This is a genomic window from Larkinella fluvii (assembly GCF_051857545.1).
In the GTDB taxonomy this organism is placed as follows: Bacteria; Bacteroidota; Bacteroidia; order Cytophagales; family Spirosomataceae; genus Larkinella.
In genome coordinates, this window is record NZ_JBPZHB010000006.1 from 508,718 (window position 1) to 525,497 (window position 16,780).

24 protein-coding genes are annotated in these 16,780 nt (G+C 43.1%); 21 read left to right on the forward strand and 3 right to left on the reverse strand.

Annotated elements, in window-relative coordinates; all coding sequences use genetic code 11:
* The first annotated feature begins 497 nt into the window (after positions 1–497).
* From ACS5NO_RS18410 to ACS5NO_RS18445, 8 genes are all read left to right on the forward strand, one after another.
* A complete protein-coding gene (locus ACS5NO_RS18410) occupies positions 498–1,331 on the forward strand; it encodes a S1 family peptidase (protein WP_439416511.1) in 834 nt (277 codons plus the stop codon).
* Positions 1,332–1,647: 316 nt separating this feature from the next.
* On the forward strand, positions 1,648–2,097 hold the full coding sequence (locus ACS5NO_RS18415) for a ribosomal maturation YjgA family protein (protein ID WP_439416512.1): 450 nt from the start codon (positions 1,648–1,650) through the stop codon (positions 2,095–2,097).
* 9 nt (positions 2,098–2,106) lie between these two features.
* On the forward strand, positions 2,107–2,508 hold the full coding sequence (locus tag ACS5NO_RS18420; protein ID WP_439416513.1) for a hypothetical protein: 402 nt from the start codon (positions 2,107–2,109) through the stop codon (positions 2,506–2,508).
* A 247-nt stretch (positions 2,509–2,755) separates the two neighbouring features.
* On the forward strand, positions 2,756–3,157 hold the full coding sequence (locus tag ACS5NO_RS18425; RefSeq protein WP_439416514.1) for a ribosomal maturation YjgA family protein: 402 nt from the start codon (positions 2,756–2,758) through the stop codon (positions 3,155–3,157).
* A gap of 129 nt (positions 3,158–3,286) precedes the next feature.
* Positions 3,287–3,511 carry a hypothetical protein gene (locus tag ACS5NO_RS18430; protein WP_439416515.1) on the forward strand — a complete coding sequence of 75 codons (225 nt, stop codon included), beginning with the start codon at positions 3,287–3,289 and terminating at the stop codon, positions 3,509–3,511.
* Positions 3,492–3,905, forward strand: coding sequence for a putative toxin-antitoxin system toxin component, PIN family (locus ACS5NO_RS18435; protein WP_439416516.1), 414 nt, complete (start codon positions 3,492–3,494; stop codon positions 3,903–3,905). The genes ACS5NO_RS18430 and ACS5NO_RS18435 overlap by 20 nt, the downstream gene beginning before the upstream one ends.
* 129 nt (positions 3,906–4,034) lie before the next feature.
* Positions 4,035–4,601, forward strand: a complete 567-nt coding sequence (locus ACS5NO_RS18440) for a Crp/Fnr family transcriptional regulator (protein ID WP_439416517.1) — start codon at positions 4,035–4,037, stop codon at positions 4,599–4,601.
* Positions 4,602–4,680: 79 nt separating this feature from the next.
* Complete coding sequence (locus ACS5NO_RS18445) at positions 4,681–5,418, forward strand: SDR family oxidoreductase (protein ID WP_439416518.1); 738 nt, start codon at positions 4,681–4,683, stop codon at positions 5,416–5,418.
* 79 nt (positions 5,419–5,497) lie between these two features.
* On the opposite strand, the gene ACS5NO_RS18450 is transcribed toward ACS5NO_RS18445, so the two are convergent.
* The gene (locus ACS5NO_RS18450) at positions 5,498–5,872 is read right to left on the reverse strand and encodes a Fur family transcriptional regulator (protein WP_439416519.1); all 375 of its coding nucleotides are present in this window, start codon (positions 5,870–5,872) and stop codon (positions 5,498–5,500) included.
* A 112-nt stretch (positions 5,873–5,984) separates the two neighbouring features.
* Here ACS5NO_RS18450 and ACS5NO_RS18455 point away from each other — a divergent pair, with 112 nt between their 5' ends.
* Both ACS5NO_RS18455 and ACS5NO_RS18460 read left to right on the forward strand, forming a co-directional pair.
* Positions 5,985–6,260: a hypothetical protein gene (locus ACS5NO_RS18455; protein WP_439416520.1), complete on the forward strand. Its 276-nt coding sequence runs from the start codon at positions 5,985–5,987 to the stop codon at positions 6,258–6,260.
* A 13-nt stretch (positions 6,261–6,273) separates the two neighbouring features.
* Positions 6,274–6,885: a class I SAM-dependent methyltransferase gene (locus ACS5NO_RS18460; RefSeq protein WP_439416521.1), complete on the forward strand. Its 612-nt coding sequence runs from the start codon at positions 6,274–6,276 to the stop codon at positions 6,883–6,885.
* 93 nt (positions 6,886–6,978) lie between these two features.
* Here the strand turns inward: ACS5NO_RS18460 and ACS5NO_RS18465 are convergent, their stop codons facing one another.
* Positions 6,979–7,701, reverse strand: a complete 723-nt coding sequence (locus ACS5NO_RS18465) for a DoxX family protein (protein WP_439416522.1) — start codon at positions 7,699–7,701, stop codon at positions 6,979–6,981.
* Positions 7,702–8,077: 376 nt separating this feature from the next.
* Between ACS5NO_RS18465 and ACS5NO_RS18470 the strand changes: the two genes are divergently transcribed.
* The 11 genes from ACS5NO_RS18470 to ACS5NO_RS18520 all read left to right on the forward strand — a co-directional run bounded on the left by ACS5NO_RS18470 (position 8,078) and on the right by ACS5NO_RS18520 (position 15,884).
* The gene (locus ACS5NO_RS18470) at positions 8,078–8,410 is read left to right on the forward strand and encodes an ArsR/SmtB family transcription factor (RefSeq protein ID WP_439416523.1); all 333 of its coding nucleotides are present in this window, start codon (positions 8,078–8,080) and stop codon (positions 8,408–8,410) included.
* On the forward strand, positions 8,400–8,900 hold the full coding sequence (locus tag ACS5NO_RS18475; protein WP_439416524.1) for an SRPBCC family protein: 501 nt from the start codon (positions 8,400–8,402) through the stop codon (positions 8,898–8,900). The genes ACS5NO_RS18470 and ACS5NO_RS18475 overlap by 11 nt, the downstream gene beginning before the upstream one ends.
* A gap of 14 nt (positions 8,901–8,914) precedes the next feature.
* Complete coding sequence (locus ACS5NO_RS18480; protein WP_439416525.1) at positions 8,915–9,283, forward strand: DUF1801 domain-containing protein; 369 nt, start codon at positions 8,915–8,917, stop codon at positions 9,281–9,283.
* Between the two features lie 293 nt (positions 9,284–9,576).
* Positions 9,577–9,942 (forward strand): DUF2200 domain-containing protein, encoded by a 366-nt coding sequence (locus ACS5NO_RS18485; protein ID WP_439416526.1) that lies wholly within the window; start codon positions 9,577–9,579, stop codon positions 9,940–9,942.
* A gap of 448 nt (positions 9,943–10,390) precedes the next feature.
* Positions 10,391–11,077 carry a TolB family protein gene (locus tag ACS5NO_RS18490; protein WP_439416527.1) on the forward strand — a complete coding sequence of 229 codons (687 nt, stop codon included), beginning with the start codon at positions 10,391–10,393 and terminating at the stop codon, positions 11,075–11,077.
* 25 nt (positions 11,078–11,102) lie between these two features.
* A complete protein-coding gene (locus tag ACS5NO_RS18495) occupies positions 11,103–11,870 on the forward strand; it encodes a low molecular weight protein tyrosine phosphatase family protein (protein WP_439416528.1) in 768 nt (255 codons plus the stop codon).
* A 60-nt stretch (positions 11,871–11,930) separates the two neighbouring features.
* Positions 11,931–12,539, forward strand: coding sequence for a Crp/Fnr family transcriptional regulator (locus ACS5NO_RS18500; protein ID WP_439416529.1), 609 nt, complete (start codon positions 11,931–11,933; stop codon positions 12,537–12,539).
* 72 nt (positions 12,540–12,611) lie between these two features.
* Positions 12,612–13,364, forward strand: a complete 753-nt coding sequence (locus ACS5NO_RS18505) for an SDR family oxidoreductase (RefSeq protein ID WP_439416530.1) — start codon at positions 12,612–12,614, stop codon at positions 13,362–13,364.
* Between the two features lie 162 nt (positions 13,365–13,526).
* Positions 13,527–14,489, forward strand: a complete 963-nt coding sequence (locus ACS5NO_RS18510) for an SDR family oxidoreductase (protein WP_439416531.1) — start codon at positions 13,527–13,529, stop codon at positions 14,487–14,489.
* A gap of 146 nt (positions 14,490–14,635) precedes the next feature.
* On the forward strand, positions 14,636–15,439 hold the full coding sequence (locus ACS5NO_RS18515; protein WP_439416532.1) for a helix-turn-helix domain-containing protein: 804 nt from the start codon (positions 14,636–14,638) through the stop codon (positions 15,437–15,439).
* Positions 15,440–15,500: 61 nt separating this feature from the next.
* Positions 15,501–15,884: a TfoX/Sxy family protein gene (locus tag ACS5NO_RS18520; RefSeq protein ID WP_439416533.1), complete on the forward strand. Its 384-nt coding sequence runs from the start codon at positions 15,501–15,503 to the stop codon at positions 15,882–15,884.
* Positions 15,885–15,890: 6 nt separating this feature from the next.
* On the opposite strand, the gene ACS5NO_RS18525 is transcribed toward ACS5NO_RS18520, so the two are convergent.
* Complete coding sequence (locus tag ACS5NO_RS18525) at positions 15,891–16,550, reverse strand: hypothetical protein (protein ID WP_439416534.1); 660 nt, start codon at positions 16,548–16,550, stop codon at positions 15,891–15,893.
* Positions 16,551–16,780 lie beyond the last annotated feature (230 nt).

Sequence of the window (16,780 nt, forward strand, 5' to 3'; positions counted from 1 at the left end):
GTAGATTCGTAAGGGCAATTTGTTGAACAATACTACATACGCAGCGTACAACTAGTTTTTAAACTGGCATTGAAAAAAGCAAAGATCAATAAAGATGTAGATATTCAAAGATGTGAGTATTCATGGTTCACGATATAGCTTTGCCACACAATATATTAGAAAGTGGCACTGATATAAAGTTTATTCAGGAACTGCCTGGCCATAAGGATATGGAAGCTACCCCTCGCTACAAGTAGGTAAGTGAAAAGCGCTAAAAAGTATAAAGAGTCCGCTGGATCGTCTTTAAAATTGTATTACATTTTGCATTGTTGATTACCTTCAGCAATACAAAATGCGAAATTCGTATTTTGTATTGCGAAGAGCTATTTGCCACCTTAATTTCTTGAATATAAAATAATTAAGATAGTAACCTGTATTTATTACCGCTTCAAATACTTTTGTTAGAAATAACAAAACCTTCATCTATTTACAAGTTGGTGGGAATTTTAAGGTCGACTATGAACAATTTATCTACATCCGAACAGTTAACTTACAGCACAGTAAGGATCGAGTGTGAATATAACGATGGTACAAGTGGAACCGGTACAGGGTTCTTCTTTCAATTTCTTCTTGATGATACAACTGGTACACATGTGCCAGTTGTAATAACTAACAAGCATATTGTTAGTGGATCGACAAAAGGGAGGCTTATTATAACTAAGGCAAATGCTAACAATGAGCCTCTTGATACACAACATTTTCAAGTTTCATTCAATAATTTTGAAAACTTTTGGAGAAAACATCCGGACGGTGACGTCGACTTATGTGCAATGCCTATTGCACCTTTCATAAATGAAGCCAATGATAGAGGTGAGCGTCTTTTCTATATTCCTCTTGACAAGTCGCTTATACCATCTAATGAGCAACTGGCTGATTTATCAGCCTTGGAAGAAATTCTTATGATAGGGTATCCAAATGGAATTTGGGATCATGTAAATAACAAGCCAATTCTAAGAAAAGGAATAACTGCAACACATCCGAATTTTGACTACTGTGGAAAGAAGGAGATAATGATTGATGCAGCTTGTTTTCCAGGCTCTAGCGGTTCTCCTGTTTTTATTTATAATGAAGGTGGCTATCGTGATAAAAGAGGTAATATGTATATGGGGGCAAGTAGAGTTATTCTCTTGGGTGCATTATATGCCGGACCACAACATACAGCTCAAGGAGATATTCAAATTGTAAACGTCCCTACAGGTCAGAGACCAATAGCACTTTCAAGAATACCTAATAATCTTGGGTTAGTAATTAAAGCAGAAAGGATAACAGAACTAGAGCAATTGTTTAAATAAACCGGCTTATAACGTGGTATGCCAAAATCGGGACGGAACAATATCTATTGAACTGGCGGGAAGCAATTGATCTATCATAATTCTATTTAGCGGTAGTTCTAAAATTCCCCGCCTTCGGAAATACCCAAAACGTTGGCAGAAAGACTTGAAGACCCGCAAACTTTTTTTCAGGAAACAGAAAACCGGCACCATTTTTACTACTACGGTGGTTGTCTTCACCGGGCACAATATCCAAAATCAAATCATCTGTTAAGGAGAAAACTGGCTAACAAAAGTTACACTAGTTGCCGAAATATGGTATAAACCTGCAACCACCTTGCTAAAATTCCGCCCCCCCTACTTTATCATCACCTTACTCCTCTTCATCACCGAAGTCCTAATTGCCCTATTTCTTCATGATGAAATCATTCGACCGTACGTGGGTGATTTCCTGGTGGTTATTTTGATCTATTGCTTTCTACGCTCCTTCCTAAACATACCGGTTTTGCCAACGGCCCTCTTTGTTTTCGTATTTTCCTATGCCCTTGAAGTGCTGCAATATTTCAACCTGGTTGAGCTGTTGGGTCTTCAACAGTATAAACTGGCCCGAATCGTGATTGGCACCTCGTTTGAATGGATTGATTTACTGGCGTATACCCTCGGCGTTATTTTCATTGTGTATCTTGAAAGGGGAAAATGGTTTAGTAACAATTTTGGCTTTTGTGCTCGGATTTCCCACTACAACGTCAAGCCTAAACCATTAGCGGCAACTCTAACACCACAGTAAAACGTAACAATGAAACTATCCTTTAAAAGTAAAAAAAACGTTGACTCTGTTTTTGACTATCTGACCGATATGCAAAAATTTGTTTCGGTGCATCCTGTTATTTCGCGAATTGACAATTTAGGGAACGAAAGCTATTTGGTTCACGAGACCTTAAAATTTGGATTTATCCCGTTTTCATTTACTTATCCTGTGACACTTGAAAAAAGTTTTTTAGATAAAGTTATTATTATTCGGGCAACAGTTTTCAAATTAACAAAGATTGAAATGAAATTTATTTTAAAAACAGATAACGATTATGCATGTATTGAGGAAGAAATTTACTTTAAATCGCCTTTGCCAGTTAAGTTCATTATGCAACGAATATTTAAAAAACAACATGGCCAACTTTTTAAAAATATTGAACTGAAATGAAATAAATTTCAAAATTAGTTTTAACGAAAACAGGTATCTTTATCGGCCTCCGTTCTCGCTCGCGTGCCGCGAGTGATTTTTATTGACAGGGCCTCCGGCCCGTCCTCGTAATGGTCTAAAATTTATTCAAAAACCGGCTTCGGGCTGGAAGCCCTTACGAATATTCCTCACTCGCGACACGCGAGCGAGAACGGAGAAAACCGCTCTAAAAGAAACTACCACCTTCTAAAACACTTTAGTCAACCCCTTGCTAAAATTTCGACTTCACTATTTTATCGCTACAATTCTCCTCTTCATCACTGAAGTTTTAATTGCCCTCTTTCTCAATGATGAATTTATTCGGCCGTATGTGGGTGATTTTCTGGTGGTTATTCTACTCTATTGTTTTCTGCGCTCCTTCCTAAACACAGCGGTTTTACCAACGGCCCTCTTTGTTTTAGTCTTTTCCTATACGCTTGAAGTGCTGCAATATTTCAACCTGGTTGAATTGCTCGGTCTTCAACAGTATAAATTGGCCCGAATCGTGATTGGCACCTCGTTTGAATGGATTGATTTGCTGGCGTATACCCTCGGCGTTCTTTTCATTGTCTATCTTGAAAAGACAAAAACCGCCCGGCGGTGGAATCGGAGCGGAAGTCAACTATCCTAAGTTGCTTCCGGATGCGGTTTTTCACGGGCCACGTTCTGAAACCAAATTTCCGGCCGGTGTCCTGACTGACCGAGAAGAAGTAAAGCGCAACGACAAACCAATCCGGCCAGAAATTACTATATTTGAACTATGACAACCTATCAGATTGACATTCTGAACCCCAAAGCGACCAAGCTACTGCAGGACCTTGCGGACCTGGACTTGATTGCGATTCGGCAAACGACAGAAGATGGTTTTCAGAAAGTCGTCAATCGTCTGCGGGCAAAAGCGGCTGATAATCCACCGTCTTTGGAAGACATCACCAAAGAAGTCGAATCGGTAAGGTCCAAGCGCTATGCCAAAAAGAAAGCATAGAGTTATTATTGACACAAACCTTTGGATTAGCTTTTTGCTGACCAAAAACTTCTCCAAACTGGACAACGTGTTTGCTGACCAGACGCTTACCTTACTTTTCAGCCAGGAGCTTCTGGACGAATTCATCGAAGTAGCAAGGCGACCAAAGTTCAAACGGTATTTTTCCCTCGCGGATCTGCAAGCTTTAGTAGAACAAATTAGTCTTCGGGCAGAATTTGTAACCGTCACCAGCGAGATAACTATTTGTCGCGACCCGAAAGACAATTTTCTGTTAGCATTAGCTACTGACGCGAAGGCTTCTCATTTGATCACCGGCGACAAGGATTTGCTTGACCTTCAAAAGTTTGAAAATACCGCTATCATGACAATCGCAACGTACTTGTCCGGTAAGTAATCATGCTAAACCGGGTAGCCTCCTTTAGCTTCATCCGAAGTAAAATCCAATAGTTGTCACACACCATCTGACCGGCACTATTTAACAAATGGTAAATCACAGCCAAAAGCTTTTGCTTAGATTGCGCCAATGAAAGAATTAATAGAATATATCTTGAAATTCGGCAATTTGAACAAGCAACAGATTGACCTGATTACAAGCAAAGTAACCGAAATAAGACTTCGCAAAGATGCGTACTTTTCAGAAGCAGGAAAAATACCCCGGCAAGTCGGTTTCGTTGTGAACGGTGTTGTTCGCGGCTGTTATTACAACAACAAAGGCGAAGAAATTACACGTTGCTTCATTGCCGAAAATAATTTAGTGGTTGACTACGTCAATTTTGAAGCCAATACAGCTTCTGCCGAATACTTACAAGCCTGCACCGATTGCACACTCATTGTGTTTTCAAAACAAGACTGGGAAGAGCTTTCTCATACCATTGTTGGTTGGGACAATATCAAAAACAAAATGGTGCAACTGTGTATGTACCAGAAATCCAGAAAAAACCCTGTCATTTCACAAGATGCTACGACACGTTATTTGGAATTTTTAAAAAACTATCCCACACTGACTAACCGGGTTGCCCTCTCTCATATAGCCTCTTATTTAGGTGTTACGCAACAATCATTGAGCCGAATAAGAAAAAATCTTCACTAGAATTACTTTTTACCATTTGGTAAAACAGCTCATTTTTAATCGCGCAACCTTTGCTTCATAATTTTAATACAGAAGCAAAATGAAAAGAGCATTCATTACGGGAGCCAACAAAGGCATTGGCCTGGAAACAGCAAAGCAACTATTAAAAAAAGGATTTTACGTTTACCTTGGAAGCCGTGACAAACAACGGGGAGTAGAGGCCGTTGAAAAACTGAAAGCCGAAAACTTAACGAACGTTGAAGCCGTTCAGATTGATGTAACGGATGATAATTCAGTGAAAAATGCCCGAATTGAAATCGGCCAGAAATCATCTGTCCTGGACGTTTTGATTAACAATGCCGGTATAAATGGTGGAGCACCCTATACCGCCCTTGAATCAAGTACAGCGCAATTTTTATCTACCTTTGATACCAATGTATTTGGCGTAGCACGAGTTACACAGGCATTCATTGATTTATTACGTCAATCACCTGAGCCAAGAATTGTGAATGTGAGCACAAGTGTTGGCTCACTTACCTTACAAAGCGACCCGAATTGGTTGGGTTACGACTTTGCAAAATATGCGGTTTATGGTTCTTCAAAAGCGGCATTGAATATGTTTACCGTTCATTTGGCTTACGAACTTCGGGACACCGCATTCAAAGTAAATGCAGTCTGTCCCGGTTACACAAAAACTGATTTTACTTACCATAACGGTGGCGAAGTTGAAGCAGCAGGAAAACGTATTGTGAAGTACGCCTTGCTAGACAAAGACGGTGTAACAGGCAAATTTATTAGCGAAGAAACGAATCCAACAACAAGCGAAATTCCCTGGTAACAAATTCCGCAATTCTTTTTCGCCAATGCAAAAAAGCATTGGCTTTTTTGCATTTTATCCACTGACAAAAAATAGACCTTTAAACACAATCCTCACAAACGCCAATAAGCACACAATTCATTCGTTGCACCTTGTATTTTGGGGGAACTGAAAATTCCACCAGTGCTGGAAGACATTGAATGGTTTCGCATTTTGTACAACGAAAATGAAAATGGTTGTCGGGAATGGTATTTTCATCACACTTTACACAAACGGCAAAGTACTGTTTTCCATCATCTGCAACAATCTTATGAAGGATCTCATCTTCACAAAAGCGGTTTAATATTCGGTAAACAGTGGCTCTGTCAACATCCAGTTCCAATTTCTTGACAATAGCATCCTGACTCATTGCCTTTTTGGCACTTGTCAAAACAGACAGTACTGCTTCTTTCGATAGGGTGTTTCTTCTTTTCAATGCATTGCAAACTTAACAAATAAACATTCATGCACCAACTTTGCATTGTTTTATTGCAACATTGTCGCATTAATGAAATTTATGCCTATCTTTGCCAGAAATTTAGTGCTATATGGGAACAGAAGAAAGCTTAAAACCTCAAGAAATTGAAGTTTTAATCACTGACATCAAAAACAACGTTCAGGTAGAACACCTGGCAAAGAAGCTTAAGAATAGATTTCCTACACTTAAAATCAATTTTGATTTAAGTGAAACCGAATTGCCTTACCCTTGCGGCCATACGGTTCTACGAATTGAAGGAACCCAAAAACTTTCGGATAAAATTAAATCAATACTAATCCATTCAGGGTTTACGTGTGCTATTTTAGAAGATAAAGTGTGTAATTAAACCAGAAAACAGAATGGCAGAATTTTGGGAAGAAGCATTTAAAGACAAACAGGAAATGTGGGGTTTCCATCCTGCAAATTCCGCCTTATTGACTAAAGATTTTTTTGTCGAAAAAGCAGTTAAAAATATCCTCATTCCGGGCATTGGTTACGGACGCAATGCGAAAGTTTTTCAAGACACTAGAATGACCGTTACAGGGATTGAAATTTCGAAAACCGCAATAGATTTAGCAATAAAACATTTCGGAACCGCAATAAATATCCATCATGGCTCTGTAACCGAGATGCCTTTCGATAACAACCAATATGATGGAATATTTTGCCATGGATTAATTTATTTATTGGATCGATCTGAAAGAGGGAAGCTGATCAAAGATTGCTACGACCAACTCACCGATAACGGAAATATGGTTTTCACAGCCATAACCAAGGATGCTCAAACGTATGGACAAGGGATTTTAATTGGTAAGGACCGATTTGAAATGTTTGGGGGCGTTAAAATTTTCTTTTTCGATAAGCAAACCATAGAAGAAGAATTTGGAACATATGGATTGTTTGAAGTGACCGAAGTAAACGAAAATTATCCTTTTTATTTAATAAAATGTAGAAAGAAAAAAACGGGATAAGGATACGGTTTTTCGCGGCTGGATTCCACCATCAAATTTCCGGTCGGAATCATCACCGACCGGTGAAAACCCCAATACGGCGGTTTCGCAAGCCTATTGATTCATCCCCTTTGCTTTGTTATACACGGCCAGACACTCGTGAAGCGGTTTGCCCCGGTTATGAATGCAGTCACAAAATTCTTCACAGGCTTTAGGATTGCTATTGCCAGGACATCCATTGGTGCATTCTATCGGGGAACTACCCGGTCGAATGTCGTACAGAAACCGGTTGATAACGATTACGGCAGCGATCATCGCAAGAACACCCCCGAAAAACAGGAACGGAAAATGGGTGCTCAACGGTTTTTTGCTTGCTGAGTAACCAGCTTCATTGCCTTGTTTAACCGGTAAAATGGACTTGATCCGGTTATAGTCCCAACACAATAAATATATATCGGCCAACAACATGAGTGTTGTAATCCGAGTACCTTCAAAGCGGGTAGCATACGCCAGAATGCAAATATTCAGGATAATGGGAAAATACATCAGTGCACCCAGAAGTGCTGTTCTTGGAATGAGTAACAAGAGCGCAATGACCAACTGCGAAATGCCGATAAAGGTGTAGTAGTATTCGGTTTGGTGTAGTGCTTCCAGATAGTGTCCCAGCGGATGATTGTTGGACAAACCACTGGCAAACCGTTCTCCATTCACTTTTACAAACCCCGATGGAATGAATCCCAATGCCAGCATGATGCGACAGAAAACGGCAAAATAATGAAACCATTTGTTTCCTTTTGCTTCATCATACACCCGGGTAAGCCTGCCTGATAGACTCATAAAAGTTGAGTTGATGGTTATGAATCGTTTTGTGTCTTATTCCTTTTAACGCGAACTATGAGATGATGCCCTTGCCTAGCCGTAGTTTGAGTGCCAGCAGCACGTGATGTTAATAGCAAATGCGTATTCTGAGCACTCCAGGGTCAATAATCTCATAGTTCAAGTTCCTTTTAGTATTCTTCCAGATTGATGCGATACAGACTCAACTTTAAACTCGAAGTACTTTGAGGCACAAAGTAAAAGAAATTTGTTTCATTTCAAAAGACAAGCAACACCCTGCGACTTCCAGCACTCCCAAATTTTGAGTTTGAAAAATAGTTGCGCAACCAGATAATTGCACTTATATTTGCAATCATATGGTAGCAGATTGGTAAAGATGGAAACAAGACGAGACATTTTTCAGGCGATTGCCGACCCGACACGACGGGCCATTCTTGTGCTTATTGCCCTGCAGGCAATGACCCCGAATGCACTGGCCGAGCATTTTCACACCAGCCGACAGGCGGTATCAAAGCATTTGAAAGTATTGACCGAATGCGAATTGGTAAAACCGGAGCTTTCGGGCCGGGAAATTTACTACCAGCTTGAAATCGGCAAAATGAAAGAAATCGATACCTGGCTCGAGCCATTTCGGCAACTCTGGACAGATCGATTTAACCAATTAGACGATGTATTAGTAACCCTTAAAAAACAGCAAAATGAAAAATGAATTGCCATTCGATTTTACCGTCGACAAAGCCGCCAAAACGGTGTTTATAACCCGAGAATTTGCGGCCGACCTTTCACTGGTGTGGGATGCGTACACCAAACCGGAAATTCTGGACCAATGGTGGGCCCCCAAACCCTGGACTTCAAAAACCAAGGTCATGAATTTTGAAGTAGGCGGGCGACGGTTTTACGCGATGGTAAGCCCGGAAGGACAAGAGCACTGGGCCATTCAGAAATACACGTCCATTAGTCCCAAAACCAATTTCAAACTGCTCAATGCCTTTGCCGACCAGGATGAAAACCCCGAATTGCCCGGTTCTGATTGGGATATACATTTCAGTGAACACAACGGAACGACAAAAGTCAGTATTACCATTTACAATGAATCCCTCGAACGCATGGAGAAAATGATTGAAATGGGCTTCAAAGAAGGATTCAGCATGGCCCTGAACAACCTGGAAACCGTATTGGAAACTTTTTCGCAAAAATAACTTTCGTTTTCAAGATGGTTGACCCGTTTCATACCTTCTATCTGAACCAATCAGAACCGAACAAGAGTTGCCTGCTGGCACTGAGAAGTATAATTGTTGATCAGGACAAGGATATTACGGAATCACAGAAATGGGGAATGCCTTGTTTTCTCTATAAAAAGAAGATATTTTGCTATTTGTGGACTGATAAGAAAACAGATGAGCCATACATTCTTTTAGTAGACGGCAAATACCTTGACGCTCCCGAATTGGAAGAAGGCGACCGAAAAAGAATGAAAATGTTCAGAGTTAATCCGTACCAGGATTTGCCTATCGAAACCATTGAAAGCATTTTACAAAAAGGGCTGGATTTATACAGAACGGGAGTAATAAAAATCAAATGAATACAATTGAATAAGAAATGAATTTGTCCGAATATGTAACGAAAAGAAACGGTGTCCCGATAGGTCATCCCAATTTGTCATTCCCCTACTGATCAACAAAGGAATGCGGATATGTGACCTGCTCGACAAACGGCAGAAACTTTCGGTACGCAGTGCGACACCCTACGAATGTGGCGTAACCGTGCTGCACTACCAATTGACCAGGGAACACTGAAATTTATTTCAATATGGATTTTTTGTCGAGCGGATTGGCGGTATTTTAGCTCAACCAAGCTAAACCTACAATACAAGGAATGAAAGCAACGCCCGAACACGATGAACGGATCGCAAAACTGACTTTCGCTTCGGTATATCCGCACTATATCACCAAAGTGGAGAAAAAAGGCCGAACAAAAGATGAATTGCATCAGGTAATTACCTGGTTAACCGGCTTCGACGAAAAAAGACAGCAAGAACTCATCGAAGAAAAGGTGACGTTTGAAGCTTTCTTTCAAAAGGCCAGACTAAACCCGGCCGCTGAACACATTACTGGTGCAATCTGTGGCTATCGGGTAGAAGAAATCGAGAATCCGTTAACGCAGCAGGTTCGGTATTTAGATAAGTTAGTGGATGAATTGGCGAAAGGTCGGAAAATGGAGAAAATTTTGCGGGTTATTTAAAACAAACAACGCGACCAATCTGGCAATTTAAGCCCCGACTCACGTTCAAATAATCCGGTCAGATAAGTTTTACAAACTAAAAATGCGGTCGAATGATTGGGGAAAGTGGTGACGGTTGACGCGGCATAAAGTTGCTCCATGACGATTTAAACTTTACTTGCAAAAAGTAACGTTTATAGATCGACGTTATCCAATTTCTGTTACAATGCTGCGATTCAAACCGTAGGTGGAACGGTTATAGTACTTTATCAACAAGTCAATCAACATGAAATATTTATTCGTAGCCGCATTATTGGGCATCACCATGTTTTGTAAAGCACAAGTAGCACCACAACTGTTTGAACCCTCGCTCATATCGACTGGTGGCGCTTTTGGGTTAACCGTTTCGCCTGATTCCAAAATTGCACTTTGGGTACGTTCAAATGGAAAGAGAGATACGTTAAAAATAATGGAGTCAAGGAAAAACAACGGTACCTGGTCGACGCCGGTTGTGGCTTCCTTTTCTTCACCAACCGGCGAGTGGAAAGACATCGACCCCCTGTTTAGTCCCGACGGAAAAACGGTATTATTTCAATCCAACAGAACCACGGGAAGAAGCGCCGACCGGAAAGATTTTGACATCTGGGCGGTTACGTTAGCGAATAATCAATGGAGTAAACCGTATCATTTGGGCAGTGTAATCAATACCGAAAGCTCCGAATCCTATGCTTCTGTAGCCAGAAACGGCAACATCTATTTCATGAAGGAAAATGAAGATGGCAAAGGCAAGTCCGATCTGTATGTTTCAGAATTTAAAAATGGCAACTATCAAACTCCTCGAAACCTAGGTTTGCCGATCAATACGACGGAGCGGGAATCAAACCCCTTTATTTCTCCCGACGAAGATTACCTGCTCTATTTTTCGTCCGATCCGGCCGGTTTCGGCGATGTCGATTTATACATCTCCTTTCAGAAAAAAGGCAAATGGACCACCCCGAAAAATCTGGGATCACCCATCAATTCCAGCCTGGCTGAATTTTGCCCGTTTGTCCATACCAAAGAAAAAAGACTCTACTTTTCCAGACAGGAGAAGCAAGGTGACAGAATGAAAGAAGACCTGCTTTACGTCGATTTTGATGTAAAAAAATACAAGTAAAAAAGGCCATATAACCGTGTCTTTGATGGAAAATGGAAACAAGGAGCTTAGGGCGTTCTCAAGAAAAGAATACCTGAAACCGACGTTCAGATGTGGGACCCAAAAAGCGATTGATGCATTAGCAGAAGAACTAAATCTGCCTCACAATTTAAGCGAGCAGGACTGGTCCTACACATCCGGAAATCCGGATTCAATTGAAACATTTATCACTCATTATAAAGCGATAAATGATGCTGACAAGAAATTTGTGTTAATGGAATTTATCATTCAGGCGACAGAAGAACAGCGAACAGATGAACTGTTCACAACCTGCTGGAATAAAATTAAACCCCTTTTAGAAAAGGACTTTATCCTTCACGAATATACCGTTTATTATTGGTCTTGCTTTGACAACGGAAACTCGAACCCCTGCTGGAAAATCAGCCCATTGATGCGAAAACTTTGGGAAGAAAATAGAAAACAAAAGCTCCTTTTTGTTTGCACCGTCAATAGAATGAGAAGTGCTACGGCTCATAAAATTTATGAAAATGACAGCCGATTTTCAGTTCGATCAGCAGGAACAGACCGAACCGCAAACACGGTTATTTCTGACGAAATTTTAAATTGGGCCGACAGCATCATTGTTATGGAAAAACAGCATCGGAACTACATCCGGCAACGCTTTCCTCAAATCTACCAGAACAAAAAAATTGTGTGTTTGTATATTCCCGATGACTATGCGTATATGCAAAACGAACTGATTGAATTACTCAAAGATAAAATAGAAGATATTTATAAACGACACCTGATCTAACCAGGATAGGTTACTTCTCTATTGAAATGAGCAAAAAACAGAGTAGCAACGAGTCCCCGGTTGAAAAACAGTCATCACAACGAACCCGGCACCATGCCCGAACGCTTCAAAGCCCATCTGACTAAATTTGTAGCCGTTTCGGATGACGAAGCGGTCCGGATTCTTTCGTATTTTCAGACCAGAACGGCCACTAAAAAAGAAAACCTGCTCACGGCAGGACAGGTCTGCCAATGGAATTATTTTGTCGAACGGGGAATCCTGCGGAAGTTTTATGTCAATGAAAAAGGCATGGAACAAACCACCGAACTGGCCATCGAAAACTGGTGGATAACCGACCATTTTGCCTATGAAAGCCAATCGGTCACCGAGTCTACCATTCAGGCGGTTGAACATACGGAAGTACTCGCCCTGCATCGGGATGCCCGGGAAAAACTGCTGGCGCAACATCCGGTGATGGAAAAATACTTTCGGTGTGTCTATCAAAAAGCGTATGCAGCCGCTCAGATGCGGATCAAGTTTATGTATGGTTTTTCGCGGGAAGAGTTATACCATCATTTCTGCAAAAAACATCCCGAGTTTTTGCAACGCATTCCGCAATATTTGCTGGCTTCCTACCTGGGTTTTACGCCCGAATACCTGAGCGAAATTCGCCGGAAAAGCATTTCTTAAACCAGTTTAAGATTTCTAAACGATGCGGTTTTCACCTTTGCGTCACATTTAATCCGTTAAAAACGAAGCAAGATGAAAATAGTTATTATCGGCGGTACTGGCCTCATTGGCAACCAATTAACCCGTATACTACAAGATCAGTACGACGTTCTGGCCGCATCGCCCAACACCGGCGTCAACACGATTACCCAGGTTGGTTTGGCAGAAGCTCTGCAAAACGCCACGGTGGTAATCGACGTTTCCAACTCGCCCTCCTTCGCTACGGACGACGTGATGGCCTTCTTTAAAACCTCCACCGAAAATCTGCTGGCGGCCGAAAAAAAAGCCGGCGTTCAACACCATGTTATCCTCTCGGTGGTCGGAACCCACAAACTCCAGGAAAGCGGTTATTTCCGGGCCAAACAGGTGCAGGAAGACCTGGTCAAGGCATCCGGCATTCCGTTCTCGATTGTACGGGCGACCCAGTTTTTCGAATTTGCGGCAGGCATCGCCCACATGAGCGCGGCCGACGGGAAAATCGTGCTGCCCCGCGGGCTTGTGCAGCCCATCGCCAGTGCCGATGTGGTGTCGTTTCTGGCCCAAACCGCCACCGGAACGCCAACGAATCGCATTGTGGACATTGCGGGCCCCGAGCGGTTTGAGCTAGATGCCTGGATCCGACGCTATTTTGCGAGCATCAACAACCCGCAGGAAGTGGTAACCGACGCCAACGCGGTTTATTCAGGTGCCGCCATCACCGCTACGACGCTGGTACCCGATGATGCCGGGTATGTGGGAAGTGAAACCTATGACGAATGGATTTCGAAAGCGGAAAACCAGCGCTAAACCACCCTTGCACACCCGTAATAAAAAAGGATTGCCACGACAAGGCAATCCTTTTTTATTACGGGAAGTGACCTTCACAACAAACTAAAATTGGACGTTACAGCAAAGTTGACGGTCGCTCTAATCCGGAATTTTGTGCCGTTCATAAACGACCAACCAAAAATGGCAAACCAAACCGTATTAATAACCGGTGGCACCGGATTTGTGGGGATCCACACCATTCTGCAACTTTTGCAAAAAGGGTACAACGTAAACACCACCCTTCGCTCCCTGTCGAAAAAAGACCGCATCATCAACGCCTTGAAAGATGCCGGCATTGACGATTTTACACGATTGGCGTTTTTTGAAGCCGATCTGACCAGCGACACCGGTTGGGAGGAAGCCGTGGCCGGTGTGGATTATGTGCTGCACGTCGCGTCGCCGTTTCCGGCCCAGGACCCTACCGATGAAAACGACCTGATCGTTCCGGCGCGGGACGGCGCTTTGCGGGTGCTGAAAGCCGCTCAAAAAGCCGGTGTCAAACGGGTTGTGCTGACTTCCTCGTTTGCGGCCATCGGCTACAGCCGCAGTCCCAAAGACCATCTTTTTACCGAAGAAGACTGGACGGATGCCACGGCACCAATTCCGCCGTATATCAAGTCGAAAACCGTGGCCGAAAAGGCGGCCTGGGCGTACATCGAAGCCGAAGGCGGGAATCTGGAACTGACGGTGATCAATCCGGTGGGAATTTTTGGACCGGTTCTGGGTGGAATCACCTCGGCGTCGCTGGATATTGCGGTTTCCGGAATCCTGAATGGCGTTATCAGGGAAAGTCCGAATTTTACGATGGGCGTTGTCGATGTCCGGGATGTGGCCGCTCTGCATATAACGGCCATGACGCATCCGGAAGCGGGTGGAGAACGGTTTATTGCTACGTCGGATGGCGTGATGAGCTTTTACGATGTCGCCGAACTCTATAAAAAAGAACGGCCTGAATTAGCAAAACACATCGCCGAGATGCGGCCGACAGCCCCGGAATTTTACATTGACATGACGAACCGGAAAGCCAAAACCGTGTTGGGCTGGCAACCCCGCAGCAAAGAAGCGGCCTTACTGGCCAGTGTTGATAGCTTGCAAAAGAATTAATTCTTAGATTTAGAAATTTCGCTTTTTGCCCCTAAATCCCCTAAAGGGGACTTTAGGCATCCGGATTGAACAGCGTCCAAGTCCCCTTTAGGGGATTTAGGGGCATTTTTCAGTGCAATACAATTATCAGACAAAAGACTCCAAGCTTGAAAGTTCATAACATTCAATCCTGCCATTTAGGCCCTGAAATTTCCCCGGAGCAATTCATATCAGACCATTTTTTTCTATATTTATTGAAAGGGTCGATGAAGGCATTTGACGGGCGGAACACGTATACGATGAATCCGGGCGATGCTGTAATCGCCCGGAAAAATCATTTGGTGCGGTATACGAAATACAAGGAAAACGATCGGTTCGAGAAAATAATCATTACGCTGGACGAGCCTTTTTTGAGAAGATTTCAGGAACGCCATCCGGTCGATGTGCCGGTTTTTGCCAACGATGACTCGTTTTTGTTGGCCGAAAAAACGAAATTCATCCACAGTTTTGTCCATTCTCTGGAACCCTATTACACCGGCGATTTACAGATTGACGGCACTTTTGCCGATTTAAAAAGGGAAGAATTGCTGTTGATCTTGTTGAAAGCCAATCCGCAGTTGGCTGGTGTTTTCTTCAATTTCAGCGTTCCCGAAAAAATAAATCTGGAAGCATTCATGAATCGTAATTTTCGCTTCAACATCAGCCTGGAACGGTTTGCGTATCTCACGGGCCGAAGTCTGTCGTCGTTCAAGCGGGATTTTCAGAAACGATTCGGGACAACGCCCTACCACTGGCTCAAAAAAAAACGGCTGGATGAAGCTCATTTTCAACTTTCGAACCAACACCTCAAACCGACCCAGGTGTATCTCGAAGTAGGATTCGAAGATTTGTCGCATTTTTCGTTTGCCTTCAAGAAGCAATTTGGCAAAACACCAACGGAAGTAGCTGAAAATCAAATAGCAAATAAGTAGTACAGTTTTGATAGAGCAAGGCTGACTCCTACATCACACAGTAAAGAAACGAATCACGATCATGCCCTATACCGAAGAAACTGCTCACCGAATCCGCCAGATTTTAGTCGACAAAGGGGTTGACTTCACCGAAAAGAAGATGTTCAGCGGCTTGTGTTTTCTGGTGGACGACAAGCTGTTCTGCGCTACGCACTTCGACAAAAAACGGGACGAAGACCTGCTGCTTTGCCGCGTCGGGACGGATGCCTACGAAACCGCCCTGGAAGAAAACGACTGCATCCCGATGGACTTCTCGGGAAAAACGATGAAGGGTTATGTGTATGTAACTGAAAACGGATTCAGAAGCCCGAAAGAGTTGGAACGCTGGCTCCAGCGTTGTCTGGATTACAACCCGCTGGCCAAAAAGAGCAAAGCAAACGGACGCATTTCGGAAAAGCCGCACTGATCGACGTCAGTATTTATTGGGCAAATCCTGGATTTGCTGGAGCGTTTTTTCACGGATGGGTTTACCCTCTGCAATACTGTGAACCGCGCTGGTAACACAAATGGCCGCATTCAACGTGTTCGGATCAGCCCGGCGTTTGGGGTAGTCTTCAAAATTGGCCTTTTTATTCGCCAGCAACTGGTAGAGTTGCTCCATGCCAGGATGGCGGGTAAGGATGGGCTGCTCTTCAAATTCGTCGCCAGGAGTTGATGTCTCACGATCAATATTGACACAGTAAAGAAAAAGTAACGCCAAATAGCGTTCTTTCGCAGGCACCTCGATAGACACTCTGGAAGGCAAAATACCGTTCTGAACATTGCCCGATTTGCTGATAAAAAGTAATCCGGGTGGTAGCTGAATGGTAATAGGCTGGTTGGTAGTGTTATAAAAATTCAGACACAGCATAACGGCTCCGCCGTTTCCATATTCCCGTTCTCGCCCGGCCTCTTCCTGACAGTCATAATCGGTTCCGGGTTTGCCGATCAATGTAATGCCTTTGGGCCATACAAAAGGCGTACCGACGGGCCGTTCTTTCGATTTGCCAAACCCTGGCTCAAGCCGCGGTTTGGGGCTGTCATCTTCTCGGGATGCCGGCTTGCAATCCAGCAGGAAAAGAAAAACTGCCAACAGGCATAAACGGGATAATACGGTTACGAATGACATAGCCAACTTTAGATTTACAGACAAACTTACCTGCCGTGCCTGCCGATCTGAATGGGTTTTATGCCAACCGCGTCTGATAGTATTTGAATGCGTTGTCTTGCGGTTTAAACCAAAGGAATTGGTTTCGCTGAAAAAAGGACGACAATTTGCGGTACAGCTCGCCCGGATGGAACCCGCAAAACCGCGCCCAGGCG

What these genes read in the sequence shown, in the direction of transcription:
- ACS5NO_RS18430 (WP_439416515.1), top strand. Translation starts at nt 3,287, where the DNA reads ATGACAACCTATCAGATTGACATTCTGAACCCCAAAGCGACCAAGCTA.
- ACS5NO_RS18495 (WP_439416528.1), top strand. Translation starts at nt 11,103, where the DNA reads ATGGAAAATGGAAACAAGGAGCTTAGGGCGTTCTCAAGAAAAGAATAC.
- ACS5NO_RS18460 (WP_439416521.1), top strand. Translation starts at nt 6,274, where the DNA reads ATGGCAGAATTTTGGGAAGAAGCATTTAAAGACAAACAGGAAATGTGG.
- ACS5NO_RS18480 (WP_439416525.1), top strand. Translation starts at nt 8,915, where the DNA reads ATGGTTGACCCGTTTCATACCTTCTATCTGAACCAATCAGAACCGAAC.
- ACS5NO_RS18435 (WP_439416516.1), top strand. Translation starts at nt 3,492, where the DNA reads ATGCCAAAAAGAAAGCATAGAGTTATTATTGACACAAACCTTTGGATT.
- ACS5NO_RS18445 (WP_439416518.1), top strand. Translation starts at nt 4,681, where the DNA reads ATGAAAAGAGCATTCATTACGGGAGCCAACAAAGGCATTGGCCTGGAA.
- ACS5NO_RS18475 (WP_439416524.1), top strand. Translation starts at nt 8,400, where the DNA reads ATGAAAAATGAATTGCCATTCGATTTTACCGTCGACAAAGCCGCCAAA.
- ACS5NO_RS18465 (WP_439416522.1), bottom strand. Translation starts at nt 7,701, where the DNA reads ATGAGTCTATCAGGCAGGCTTACCCGGGTGTATGATGAAGCAAAAGGA.
- ACS5NO_RS18490 (WP_439416527.1), top strand. Translation starts at nt 10,391, where the DNA reads ATGGAGTCAAGGAAAAACAACGGTACCTGGTCGACGCCGGTTGTGGCT.
- ACS5NO_RS18440 (WP_439416517.1), top strand. Translation starts at nt 4,035, where the DNA reads ATGAAAGAATTAATAGAATATATCTTGAAATTCGGCAATTTGAACAAG.
- ACS5NO_RS18410 (WP_439416511.1), top strand. Translation starts at nt 498, where the DNA reads ATGAACAATTTATCTACATCCGAACAGTTAACTTACAGCACAGTAAGG.
- ACS5NO_RS18485 (WP_439416526.1), top strand. Translation starts at nt 9,577, where the DNA reads ATGAAAGCAACGCCCGAACACGATGAACGGATCGCAAAACTGACTTTC.
- ACS5NO_RS18420 (WP_439416513.1), top strand. Translation starts at nt 2,107, where the DNA reads ATGAAACTATCCTTTAAAAGTAAAAAAAACGTTGACTCTGTTTTTGAC.
- ACS5NO_RS18520 (WP_439416533.1), top strand. Translation starts at nt 15,501, where the DNA reads ATGCCCTATACCGAAGAAACTGCTCACCGAATCCGCCAGATTTTAGTC.
- ACS5NO_RS18455 (WP_439416520.1), top strand. Translation starts at nt 5,985, where the DNA reads ATGGGAACAGAAGAAAGCTTAAAACCTCAAGAAATTGAAGTTTTAATC.
- ACS5NO_RS18470 (WP_439416523.1), top strand. Translation starts at nt 8,078, where the DNA reads ATGGAAACAAGACGAGACATTTTTCAGGCGATTGCCGACCCGACACGA.
- ACS5NO_RS18505 (WP_439416530.1), top strand. Translation starts at nt 12,612, where the DNA reads ATGAAAATAGTTATTATCGGCGGTACTGGCCTCATTGGCAACCAATTA.
- ACS5NO_RS18510 (WP_439416531.1), top strand. Translation starts at nt 13,527, where the DNA reads ATGGCAAACCAAACCGTATTAATAACCGGTGGCACCGGATTTGTGGGG.